Source organism: Streptomyces sp. NPDC029526, from assembly GCF_040637405.1.
In the GTDB taxonomy this organism is placed as follows: Bacteria; Actinomycetota; Actinomycetes; order Streptomycetales; family Streptomycetaceae; genus Streptomyces.
Map to the genome: position 1 here is coordinate 21,918 of NZ_JBEZWE010000028.1, position 11,681 is coordinate 33,598.

Genomic DNA, 11,681 nt, shown 5'->3' on the forward strand with positions numbered 1-11,681 from the left:
ATGCGGCGGCACACCCGACACACCCTGGTGTCGCCCGCTCCTGCACGGGCGCTGTACGAACTCGCGGCCGATGTGCGCCGCTGGCCCGCCATCTTCAAGCCGACCGTCCACGTGCACCACCTGGAGCGTGGTCCGCACACGGAGCGGTTTCACTTGTGGGCCATGGTCAACGGCGAGGTGAAGAGCTGGGTGTCACGGCGCAAGCTCGACCCCGAGGGGCTGCGGATCCACTTCGACCAGGAGCGCAGCGCCCCGCCGGTCGCTTCGATGGGCGGGGAGTGGATCTTCGAGCCGCTGCCGGACGGCGCCACCCGGATCACCCTGCTGCACGACTTCACCGCCGTGGACGATTCCCCCGACGTACTCGAGTGGATTAACACCGCGCTGGACCGTAACAGCCCGAGTGAACTGAACGCTCTGTCCCAGGTGGCCCAACTCTGCCTGGATGACGCGGTGTTCTCCTTCACCGATCGCGTCACCGTGGCCCGCCCCGTGCGGGAGGCGTACGGCTTCCTGCACCGGTCGGACCGCTGGCCCGAGCACTTGCCGCACGTACGACGCGTGGTGCTCGGCGAACCGGCCCCTGGTGTCCAGGACATGGAGATGGACACCGTGACCGCCGATGGTTCGGGGCACACCACCCGGTCGATCCGTGTGTGCGTGACCGACGAGCGCATCGCCTACAAGCAACTCGTGCCGCCCCGACTGTTGCTGGGGCACAGCGGCGTGTGGGAGCTCAGCGAAACAGCAGAGGGCACAGAAGTGACCTCCACACACACCGTCGTGCTGAATCCCGAAGGCGTACGGAACGTCCTGGGCGAGGGCACCACGCCGGCCGAGGCGCGCCGGTTCGTCCAGGACGCCCTCAGCCGCAACAGCCGCACGACACTGGAACACATCGGCAGCATCGTCTGAGTGCCCGCACACGACGGCGGCCCGCGGCCCTTTCGAGGGCTGCGGGCCGCCGTCGGCGTGACGGCCGCGGATCAGGCCGTGCGGCGCCAATAGGCGCTGTAGTCGTCGATGGGCTCGACGGCGTCCGTGATGCCGTGCCGGTCACGGAACTCGTCGACGGCTTTGCGGCAGGCGGGGATGAAGTAGTCGTCGATGACGACGAAGCCACCACGGGACAACTTGGGGTAGAGGTTGTTCAGGGCGTCCATCGTCGATTCGTGCAGGTCGCCGTCCAGCCGCAGCACGGCCAGCCGCTCCACGGGGGCGGACGGCAGCGTGTCGCGGAACCAGCCCGGCAGGAACCGAACCTGGTCGTCCAGCAACCCGTACCGCTCGAAGTTCGCTCGGACCACGTCCTGGGACACGGCGAGGACGTGGTTGGAATCGTGCAGCGCCATCTCCCGGTCCATCGGGTGGCCGTCCGCACCGGTGTCCGGGATCCCCTGGAAGGAGTCGGCCAACCAGACCCGCCGATCGGTAATGCCGTGCGCCTTGAAATAACCGCGCGCGAAAATGCACACACCGCCGCGCCACACACCGGTCTCGATGAAATCACCGGGAACACCGTCCGCGACCACTCGGTCGAGCAGGTTCCGGACATTGCGAATGCGCTTCAGCCCGACCATGGTGTGCGCGACACTGGGCCAGTCCATTCCGGTCTCTCGGTGCTCCGGCAGAAAACTCCGCTCGGGGAACCATTCGTTCGGCAAGGGGGCGTCACCGTAAATGATATTGGTGACCACCTTCTCCAGGAGATCGAGATAGAGTTGTTCGCTGTTGTTGCCGTCCATGGACGCGTCCTTCCCGTTGGAGTGCATGGTCCGGTCTCCGTGCGGCCCGGGGCCGTCAGTAGTTGCCGAGGCCACCGCAGACGTTGAGTGCCTGGGCCGTGACCGCGGCGGAGTGCTGACCGACGAGATAGGCGACCATCTCCGCGACCTCGGTGGGCGTCACGTAGCGGCCGATGGGCACCCGGGCGCTCACCCGGGCCAGTGCTTCCTCGGTGGAGACCCCCCACAGCCCCGCGTAGGTCTCCCGCACCCGCTCGGCCATCGGCGTCTCCACGAAGCCCGGGCAGACGGCGTTGACCGTGACGCCCGTCTTGCTCAGCTCCAGACCGAGGGCCTTGGTGAACCCGACGACGCCGTGCTTCGACGCAGAGTAGGGAGCGCCGTGCAGCACACCCTGCTTGCCGCCCGTGGAGGCGATGTTGACGATCCGGCCCCACCCCTGCTCCAGCATTCCACCGTGGTTGAGGACGTCCTTGGTCATCAGGAAGACACTGTTCAGATTGGTGTTGATGACGTCGAACCAGAGTTCGTCCGGCACCTCTCGGGTGACCCCGCCACCCGACCGGCCTGCGTTGTTCACGAGGATGCCCACGGGGCCGAAGTGCTCGGCCGCGCCCCGGACGAACGACCGGATGTCCTCGCGCGAGGTCACGTCACAGGTCTGCCCGTCCACCGTCATTCCCTCGGCGCGCAGGGCGGCCAGGGTCTCGGACAGAACGTCGCCCTTGCGGGCGCAGAGGTAGACCCGGTGGCCCTCTTGTCCCAGTCGCCTGGCGATTTCCAAACCAATGCCGCTGGTGGCACCCGTCACGAGTGCTGTACGTGTGGTGGTGTCGACCACTGTTCCTCCGCAGATTGCGTCTCGGAAGCGCCAACGTCACAGAACTGCCTAGAAGCGCTCTCAAGCGCGGTTAGAGCCATGTGCCACCGGGAGGCGAGGGGCCCGCAGCCAGTTCTCAAGCAGGGCCCGGCGCGGCTCCGACCGAGCGGTAGACGGCCTCGACCAGGCGGTGGGCACGATCGTTCATGCGGCCGATCGCCCGCGAGCCGGCGTTCTGCAGGTAGGCGAAGGCCAGCTCATGGCCGGGGTCGGCGAACACGAACGTGCCGTTGGCTCCGTCGAACCCGAAGGCACGCGGTGTCAATCCGGCCGATGCGGGGAACACGGGGCTGTCGGGGAGCATGAAGCCCAGCCCCCAGGTACTCGGCAGCAGCACCACCCGGCAGGTGCCCTTGGAGTGCGGTCGGGTCAGCTCGGCGGTGCGTGCGGGGCTGATGAGCCGGATGCCGTCGACCGTGCCGACGAGGGAGGCGAACAGGCGGGCCATCGCCCGGGCACTGGCCAGCCCTCCGTAGGAGGGGTCCTCCACCGCAGGATCCAGCGCGTCGGTGAGGTCCATGCTGCCGATCAAAGCCCGGTACGTCAGTGATTCGGGATCACCGAGCGCCACCAGCATGTCCAGTTCCCGCCCCGGGTCGGCGCCTGCCATGAGGGCTTCGGCTTTGGATTCGAGCATGGTGGCGAGGGGGGCGTGGGGGTCTTTGAGACCGATGTGGGCGTCGAGCTCGAGGGGAGTGGCGATGTGGTGGTGGAAGTACTGGCCGACGGTCTGTCCCGTGACGCGGCGGATGAGTTCGCTGACGAGGTGGCCGTAGGTGGTGGCGTGGTAGCCGTGGGCGCTGTCCGGGGTCCAGGCGGGGCGGGCTTCGGCGAGGGCCTGGGCGATGGGCGTGTGGGCGCGCAGGGCGTCGTGGGTGAGGGGGGCGTGGTCGAGGGTCACGACGCCTGACCGGTGACTGAGGACCATCCGGGGGGTGATGCCGTCTTTGCCGTGGCGGGCGAACTCCGGCCAGTGGGCCGCGATGGGGGTGTCGAGGTCGAGCGGGTGGCGGTCGGCGAGGTGGAGGAGGGCGGTGGTGGCCAGGGCCTTGGTGGGTGAGGCGAGGACGGTGAGGGTGTCGGGGGTCCAGGGGTTGTGGTGGTCGGGGTCGGCCCAGCCGGCCCAGAGGTCCACGACGGGGCGGCCGCGGTGGTAGACGCAGACGGCGGCGCCTACTTCGGTGCCGGTGGCGAAGTTGTGGTGGAAGGCACGGTCGACCTCGGCGAAGGCGCCGTCGGTGGTGCCGGCGTGGGGATAGTCGTGCACGGGTGGGATGTCCTCTGTCCGGTGGTGTGCGTGAGTTCCGCCCGAGCACGGTCGGGCGGGGCGGGCTGTTCTCCTGCGATCATCCGGCCACCACTCGCACACCGGTACACCCGCGCCTGGGCACTGGTCGAGTTCCGCTCGCGTCCCGCTGTCACGCCGCTCGGACATGACTTGTGCGCGGCTGTCTCGACGTTGTCCGAATCGCCCCGGTCGCGCGGAAGCAAGAATGCGCGGGCACCCCGATTTCCTCCGGAAACAACGGCAGGAGCGGATTCAGGAGCACTCCCCGGCGATTACTCGCACGACGTACACGCATCGTCCGAAAGCGCCGGAAGCGGTGGTGCCGGCATTTCGGAAAGCGTTGCTGGCATCGCGCCGACTCGCCTAACATCGCCGCGTGTTCAGCAAAGAGGGCCTCATGAATTCCCCCTTACCGGACGGCCGGTGGCTCATCGCGGGCGCCGACGGGCGGCTCGGACGCGAGGTGAACGCTCAGCTGACCGCCCGGGGCACGGACTTCGTGCCACTCGGCCGGGACCGCCTGGACGTGATTGACGCCCGGGCCGTCAACGAGACCCCGCGGCACCGGCGCCCTGACATCGTCGTCAACCGCGCCGCGTGGACGGACGTGGACGCGGTCAAGTCCCATGACGAGCAGACGCGGCGAGCCAACGCCGACGGTGCGCGGCATCTCGCTCACGGCTGCGCTGCCCACGGTGCCCGGCTGCTGCACGTGTCCACTGACTACGTCTTCCCCGGACTGCGCGTTGGGTGCGGACAACAGGCGGGCGGTCTTCCTCTCGGACGGTCTGGGCCATGGCTTCCAGGCCCTGACGGAGGACGCGGCAGTGGTCTACCTCACCACCTCCGGCTACGACGCCTCTCGCGAACACGCCGTGAACCTCTTCGACCCGCTCCTGGGCACCGCCTGGGACGGTGACATCCCGCCAGTGCCGTCCGCGAAGAACGCTTCGGCACCCGGCCTCGCTGCCGCCGAGGCGGCCGGGCCGTGCCCCAAACCACACGTGCGTCACCGTCCCGTCCGGCGCGGTGCCCCCTCCCGACCGACCCCGAGGAGCCGCTGTGAAGGCGCTCGTCCTCTCCGGAGGATCCGGAACCAGGCTGCGTCCGCTGACCCACACATCGGCCAAGCAGCTGGTGCCCGTGGCCAACAAACCCGTTCTGTTCTACGCCCTGGAAGGAATCGCCGAGGCAGGGGTGACCGAGGTGGGCGTCATCGTCGGGGACACCGAGCGGGAGATACGCACCGCGGTCGGGGACGGATCGCGTTGGGGCCTGAACGCCACCTACATCCGTCAGGACCGGCCTCTGGGCCTGGCTCACGCCGTGGCCACGGCCCGGCCATGGCTCGACTCCGACGACTTCGTCATGTACCTCGGGGACAACTTCCTGCTCGGCGGGATCGCGGAGCAGGCTCGACAGTTCCGGGCCTCCCGGCCGGACGCGCAGATCATGCTCGCCCGGGTACCCGATCCCAGCGCGTTCGGGGTGGCGACCCTGGACGAGGCCGGCCGGGTGACGGCACTTGAGGAGAAGCCCGAGTTCCCCAAGAGCGATCTCGCACTGGTCGGCGTATATTTCTTCTCCCCGGCGATTCACAAGGCGGTGGCCGCCATCCGACCATCCGCTCGAGGCGAGTTGGAGATCACCGACGCCCTCCAACGGCTCATCGACGACGGTGCCGATGTCCGGTCCTCCACTGTGTCCGGTTACTGGAAGGACACCGGGAACGCCATGGACATGCTGGAGGTGAACCGGCTGGTGCTGGACCGGGTCGCGTCCCGCTGCGACGGCACGGTCGATGCGGACAGCGAGATCGTCGGCCGGGTTGTCGTCGCCGAGGGCGCCACAGTGCGCGGCTCGCGCGTGGTGGGGCCGGCGGTGATCGGACCCGGCACCACTGTCACCGGTTCGTACATCGGCCCCTTCACCTCCATCGCGGAGAACTGCTCGATCTCTGGCAGTGAGATCGAGTACTCCATTGTGCTGCCCGGCGCGACCATCGATGGGGTACGCCGCATCGAGACGTCGGTGATCGGCCGTAACGTGGAGATCGTGCCCGCCACCCGTGCCCCGCATGCCTACCGGATGCTGCTCGGCGACCACAGCAAGGTGCAGATTCCGTCATGAAAAGAATCTTGATCACCGGTGGTGCGGGTTTCATCGGCTCGCACCTGGTCCGCACGGTTCTCGCCCCGGACCGGCCGCTCGGTGCCGTGCAGGTGACCGTGCTCGACAGCCTGACGTACGCCGGAAACCTGGACAACCTGGATGCCGTGCGGCATCACCCGGGGTTCCATTTCGTGCAAGGCGACATCACCGATGTGGTGGTGGTCGACCGGCTGATGGCCGAGCACGACGCCGTGGTCCACCTGGCGGCCGAAACCCACGTGGACCGCTCCATTGTTGCCGCCCGTCCCTTCGTCCACACCAATGTGCTGGGCACGCAGACCCTGCTGGACGCCGCGCTGCGGCACGGCACGGAGCCCTTCGTGCACGTCTCGACGGACGAGGTGTACGGTTCCGTGCCGTTCGGAAGCGCGACGGAGCACGACCCCCTGACGCCCAGCTCGGCGTACTCCGCGTCCAAGGCATCCAGCGACCTACTGGCCCTCGCCTGCCACCGTACCCACGGCCTCGACGCGCGCGTCACGCGCTGCTCAAACAACTACGGCCCCTACCAGTTCCCGGAAAAGCTGATCCCGCGCTTCGTCACTCGGCTGCTGCGCGGTGAGAACGTGCCGTTGTACGGCGACGGTGAGAACATCCGGGACTGGCTCCACGTCGACGATCACTGCCGTGGTCTGATCGCGGTGCTTACCCGAGGCCGACCAGGCGAAATTTACAACATCGGCGGCGGTACGGAACTGACCAACAAGGAACTGACCGGAGCCCTGCTTGCGGCTTGCGGCGCCGGATGGGATCGGGTGGAGCTAGTCGCCGACCGCAAAGGCCACGACCTTCGCTACTCCGTGGACTGGTCGAAGATTCGCCGGGAACTCGGCTACGAACCCCGGCGCGACTTCATGTCCGGGCTCGCCGAGTCCGTCGCATGGTATCGCGAGCGCTGCGGCCCCTGAGCGGGAACGACCGGACGGCCGTCGGGATGGCGAGTCATATCAAACGGGATGACCCGGCCCGGCAAGGAAGAACCCGTAATGCTTTTGCCGGATTGCGGGACAGCCTTCGGCTTTCAGAAGTCTGTGACTCAGCTCTGCCCGGGGCCCGATGCCTGGTCACCCCATGCGCGCCCGCCCGGGTGGACCGGCCGACCCCAGACCAAATGCGGAGACAGTGATGTCCACTCAGCTGACCCAACGTTCCTTCCGAGACCTGCTCGGCCGCTTCGCCACCGGAGTTGTCCTCGTCACCGCGGAATCCGACAGGGGACCGGTCGGCATGACCGCCAACTCCTTCACCTCTGTGTCCCTCGACCCGCCGCTCATCGCCCTGTGCGCGGCGAACACGTCCACCACCTGGCCCGCCATCCGGACCACGGGAAGCTTCGCAGTCACCATCCTCAGCGAGGAACACGAGGCTGTCTGCAGGGCTTTCGCGGCCCGCGGAGTCGACCGCTTCGCGGGCCGCGAATGGGTACGGACACCAGCAGGGCACCCTTTGCTGGCAGACGGTCTCGGTTGGCTGGACTGCCGGATCGGCACGATTCACCAGGCAGGCGACCACGAGCTGGTCGTCGCAGGTGCCGTGGAGTGGTCCGCCGTCGAAGACGGCAGCCCTCTGATCTTCCACTCCGGCCGTTACGCACGGCTTGCCAACTGACACCAGGCAAACCCACGTATCAGGTGCTCGTCCGCAGTACCCCGGGTCTTGATTCAAGGCCCGACTGGCTCGCTGAGAAGCAGACGGAGACCCGCCGGGCGAGTGGAGGGATCCAGAGGCCGGCGCGGTGAGCTTCCGGTCCTACGTCGACAAGTGGGTGGAGGAGCGGGAGTTGGCGCCACTGACGCAGGACCTTGCGGCGGTGGCGGGCCCGCCCCCGGGATCTTCGTCCAGTCGCTCGGTGTCGGTCAGCGGCATCAGCATGCCTTGCCCGGGCTCGCCGTCCGTATCGCACGCAGTCGCGGACAGGTCGACCAGGCGGTCGCCGCGTTCCTCATGCAGCGGGCGGACGTTCTCGCCCACGCGCCGTATGGCGCGAGCACGAGTTGGATCCTCCAGGCCAAGCGCCGCTGGAAGGTCGCAGCCATGGCGCTCGCCCACCGGTGGCACGAACCGGGCCTGACCACCGAGTGGCAGTACCGGACCCACTGTGGAACCGGGCCGACTCGGCTACCGCAAGTCAGCGCCGCGGAGCGGAGTCGCCCGCGAGACTTCCCAGGTACTGGCCAAGTCGTTCACTGCTCTGCGCAGCGAAGGTACCCGTCCCGCAGACGTCGCCCGAGACCCGCACCTTCGGCCTGCCGACCTGAATGACTTGATCTTCGGCCCAGTTGTCACTGCGCAGGAATGCAGCGCTTCACCCTTCTTCCAGATCGAGGGCTGTCCTCGACTGCGAGGTGCGTGTCTGTGGTTTCCGCCTCCAGGTATCCGTCGCGGGCGGGGATCGCGGGCTCAGGGCTGAGGTCGATGCGCTGCTCCCTCGTCCGCTCGCTCCCTTCTGTGAAGCCACGCCGAACAGCTGTCAGGTAGCCGCTCCTCTGCTCAGTCCTGAGGTGCTGCACCAGGCTTCGAGCCTCGGCCGCTTGCTGTGCGTATCGCGTGTCACTCCCTTGCCGATCTGCATCGTCGGTGATCCGACGAAGTGGCGACTCCAGTGAACGGACATCAGGTGGTGTGGCAATCCGCTTATGTAGGGCGGGTATTCGGGGCGCATCCGGCGAGCTTCTTCCGCGACGCGGCGTTCCAATCCAGCGAGTTCGCGGCACGCGCTGTACAGCCGACGAGACATACCGAGGACGAGGTCCGTTCCTGGAATCCTACTGGTCAGCATGTCCAGGCCGTTCTGAGCCTCTGGATGGACGCGGCTCACGGCAACCCCAGCCTTCAGCACCTGATCTTCGGAGTACTCCGCGGAGCCGTCAGCACGGAAGCCCCAGCGCTAGGGCGCCGACTGCGACATCGGCTGCGTGATCTCCTGTACGCCTGGCAGCCCTCTCTCTCCTGCACCGAAGGTCGATGCGGACCGGGTACGGCTGCGGCACGAACTGGTGGATCTTCTGGACCACGACCGCAGCCGCTCCGTCGCCAAGTACCACCCGAGAGCAGCCCATCGCTCGGACGAGGCGTGAGCCCACTCATGCGCCGAGGTGACGCCAAGGGCCGGAAGGCCGAACGACTCACATGGGTCCGCGAGTTCTGTGACTTCCTCGACAGCAGAGACGACGAACTGACCTTCACCGCCACCATGCGACTCGAATGGTGCCGTCCTGCTGATGGGCCGAGCACCGCGACTGCTTACGGTGATGCAGGACGCCAAGTGCGGCTGCTGGCACAGGACATGGCCAAACAGCGCAGCGTTCTGTGTGCGGAGGCCACGGAGCAGGACATCAACTACGAGCTGCGGCGGCGAACGCCGTGGCAGACAGAGGGCATCGAGATCCTGCGGGTTCAGGTCTCGTTACAGGTAGACGACCACACCCGCTCCAGCGCTGAGCGCATGGCCCAGCTGCGCCGCGAAACAGCTCTAGTACTCCAGTTGCAGTTCGCTATCTCTGCTGGTCAGAGGCGCCTTCTTGAGTCTATTGGGCTGCCGTGGCGTCAGGTGCCGGAAGTTCGTAACCTCCACCGTGGCGGCGACGGTAGTGGCAGCGTCGGGAGGTTGCCTGGTGGCGGCGCCGCCACCAGGACCAGCTCAGCGCGTGATCGGTTTTCCGCCGGTGTGTCGGTGGGGGACGGTGAACTGCCAGGAGCCGCCGGACTTCTGCCACGGTGAGGGGTGCAAGGTCACAGGAACCGTTTCCGCGACCCCCCTTGCCGTCGTTGCGGTGGCGGACATGGCCGCGAGGAATGCGTGGGCCAGCATCGCGAGGGTGATGTGCCGGTACCAGCCCGGATAGCGTCGGACCTCGTACTGATCCAGGCCGCATTCGTTCTTCGCGGCCTGGAAGCACTCCTCGATCGCCCACCGGCTGCCGGCAATCCGGGCCAGCTCGGCAACCTCGGTGCCGACGGGTGCGTAGGCGAGGTAGTAGGCGATCTCTTCCGGCCGGGCGAGGCTGCGGCGGGCCAGAACCCACCGGTCGTGCGTGGGCTGATCACCGTCGAAGTCGTAGATGATCGGCAGTTTCGCCGCGGCCCAGTCGTAGACGCGCGGCCCCTTCGCCCCGTCACCGCAGGAATGACGTTCCCAGGCCTCGTCCGGTGCTTGGGCGATGACGAGATCGATCCGGCCCAGCGCGGGGACGGGCTGGGACTTCGGGACGGCCAGGACGTAGCCGACGCCGGCTTCCTCCAGCATCCGCCGCAGCCGCCATTCCTGGCCATAGGCCGAGTCCGCAGTCACCCAGGCGATGGGCAGTGGCGAGGCCAGGGCCCGCTGGATCATGGCTTTGGCGAGATCGCCCTTGGTCGCGAAGTCGCGGTCGTCGGGTATCTTCGCCGCCTCGCAGCGGTCCCGGTCGCCGATTCAGGACTTCGGCAGATACAACTCCCGGTCCACCAGTGCCCGTCCGTACCGGGAAGCGTAGGCAGCGAAGACCCCGATCTGGCAGTTCTCCGTACGGCCGGCAGTCCCCGAGTACTGCCGCTGGACGCCGGCCGAGACCGTGCCCTTCTTCAGAAAGCCGGTGTCGTCGATGATCAGCACACCGTCCGGCTCCCCGAGCTCCTCGGCGACGTACTCCTGCAGGTCGTCACGCACCTCGTCAGGACTCCAGCGTGCACGGTTCAGCAGATTCTGCAGACCCGCAGGGGTGCGGTGGCCTGCGTACTCGGCCAGCTGCCAGCTGTTCTTCCGGCCCACCGGACCGAGCAGGCCATGGATGTAGGCCCGCATCTGCCGCCGTAGGTCCACTCGCCCGAACCGGTGACCGACCCGAACAAGCACCTCTTCCAACTCCGCCGACCAGACGTCGGGCCGCACATCCTGCATGACAATCACAACGGACCGCGACGGTGGAGGTTACGAACTTCCGGCACCTGACGCCACGGCAGCCCAATAGACTCAAGAAGGCGCCTCTGACCAGCAGAGATAGCGAACTGCAACTGGAGTACTAGAGGACATCGCGCGACAACAGACCGCGGCCCGGATCAGATTCATGCAGGACGAGATCCTGCGCACGCCGGCAAAGGCCCGGCTCTACCTGATGCTGGAACAGAACGCGCAGCACGGTGCTCTGCCACCGGGCACCGACATCAACGAGATCGTCCGGGACGCCCAGCAATGGCATCCCCAGGCGCAATGGGTGGTGATTGCCCAGCTCCTGCACACCTTCCTCACCAATCTCAGTGCGGAAGACCGAGGCGACCTTCTGCGCACGGTCCGTGGGATGTTCGAGGGTACGGGGAGATGGAGCTGGCAGAGCAGCTTCCCGTCACGCTTCACGAAGCCCCACAGGGGAGGAGCGCGTGAAGCGCGGAAACGAATCCGGGCTCACCCTGCTCCGCTGCCTGTTGTCCCCGCTTACTAAGGGCTGTCCCGTAAATGATCTTTGACGTGCCTGGTGGCCTGCTGGTTTCTGCGTTACCCGGCTAGGACGAGGTTGTGGAGGCGGGCGATGCCGAGCATGGCGTGGTGGACGCCGTCGCCTTTCAGTCGGCAGTCGCGAAGGATCTTCCAACCCTTCATCCGCGCGAAGACGTGCTCCAC

The 11,681-nt window shown here is 67.3% G+C and carries 9 protein-coding genes and 4 pseudogenes; 7 read left to right on the plus strand and 6 right to left on the minus strand.

The features are described 5' to 3' along the window. Positions 1-915 (plus strand): aromatase/cyclase, encoded by a 915-nt coding sequence (locus tag AB0F01_RS30085; RefSeq protein ID WP_362102264.1) that lies wholly within the window; start codon positions 1-3, stop codon positions 913-915. 71 nt (positions 916-986) lie between these two features. On the opposite strand, the gene AB0F01_RS30090 is transcribed toward AB0F01_RS30085, so the two are convergent. From AB0F01_RS30090 to AB0F01_RS30100, 3 genes are all read right to left on the minus strand, one after another. After that, positions 987-1,745, minus strand: a complete 759-nt coding sequence (locus tag AB0F01_RS30090) for a TylF/MycF family methyltransferase (protein ID WP_362102267.1) — start codon at positions 1,743-1,745, stop codon at positions 987-989. A gap of 55 nt (positions 1,746-1,800) precedes the next feature. Beyond that, positions 1,801-2,586 carry an SDR family NAD(P)-dependent oxidoreductase gene (locus AB0F01_RS30095; RefSeq protein WP_362102270.1) on the minus strand — a complete coding sequence of 262 codons (786 nt, stop codon included), beginning with the start codon at positions 2,584-2,586 and terminating at the stop codon, positions 1,801-1,803. A gap of 115 nt (positions 2,587-2,701) precedes the next feature. After that, entirely contained in the window at positions 2,702-3,892 is a 1,191-nt protein-coding gene (locus tag AB0F01_RS30100) for a serine hydrolase domain-containing protein (protein WP_362102272.1), read from the minus strand. 418 nt (positions 3,893-4,310) lie between these two features. Here AB0F01_RS30100 and AB0F01_RS30105 point away from each other — a divergent pair. The 5 genes and pseudogenes from AB0F01_RS30105 to AB0F01_RS30125 form a co-directional block, all read left to right on the plus strand. Further along, positions 4,311-4,643: pseudogene (locus AB0F01_RS30105) on the plus strand (sugar nucleotide-binding protein); the annotation flags it as partial. After that, positions 4,540-4,869: pseudogene (locus AB0F01_RS30110) on the plus strand (dTDP-4-dehydrorhamnose 3,5-epimerase family protein); the annotation flags it as partial. The pseudogenes AB0F01_RS30105 and AB0F01_RS30110, both read left to right, overlap by 104 nt. Before the next feature lie 106 nt (positions 4,870-4,975). Next, positions 4,976-6,043, plus strand: coding sequence for a glucose-1-phosphate thymidylyltransferase (locus AB0F01_RS30115; protein WP_362102275.1), 1,068 nt, complete (start codon positions 4,976-4,978; stop codon positions 6,041-6,043). Continuing rightward, positions 6,040-6,993 carry a dTDP-glucose 4,6-dehydratase gene (gene rfbB, locus AB0F01_RS30120; protein ID WP_362102278.1) on the plus strand — a complete coding sequence of 318 codons (954 nt, stop codon included), beginning with the start codon at positions 6,040-6,042 and terminating at the stop codon, positions 6,991-6,993. The genes AB0F01_RS30115 and rfbB overlap by 4 nt, the downstream gene beginning before the upstream one ends. Positions 6,994-7,210: 217 nt before the next feature. Continuing rightward, positions 7,211-7,693, plus strand: a complete 483-nt coding sequence (locus AB0F01_RS30125) for a flavin reductase family protein (RefSeq protein ID WP_362102281.1) — start codon at positions 7,211-7,213, stop codon at positions 7,691-7,693. Positions 7,694-7,834: 141 nt separating this feature from the next. Here AB0F01_RS30125 and AB0F01_RS30130 read toward each other — a convergent pair whose 3' ends face one another. Next, a complete protein-coding gene (locus tag AB0F01_RS30130) occupies positions 7,835-8,056 on the minus strand; it encodes a hypothetical protein (RefSeq protein ID WP_362102284.1) in 222 nt (73 codons plus the stop codon). A gap of 1,669 nt (positions 8,057-9,725) precedes the next feature. Further along, positions 9,726-10,955 (minus strand): annotated as a pseudogene (locus tag AB0F01_RS30135) (IS701 family transposase). 175 nt (positions 10,956-11,130) lie between these two features. On the opposite strand from AB0F01_RS30135, the gene AB0F01_RS30140 reads away from it, so the two are divergent. Beyond that, a complete protein-coding gene (locus AB0F01_RS30140) occupies positions 11,131-11,502 on the plus strand; it encodes a hypothetical protein (RefSeq protein WP_362102286.1) in 372 nt (123 codons plus the stop codon). A gap of 53 nt (positions 11,503-11,555) precedes the next feature. Here the strand turns inward: AB0F01_RS30140 and AB0F01_RS30145 are convergent. Next, a pseudogene (locus AB0F01_RS30145) lies at positions 11,556-11,681 on the minus strand (IS5/IS1182 family transposase); the annotation flags it as partial.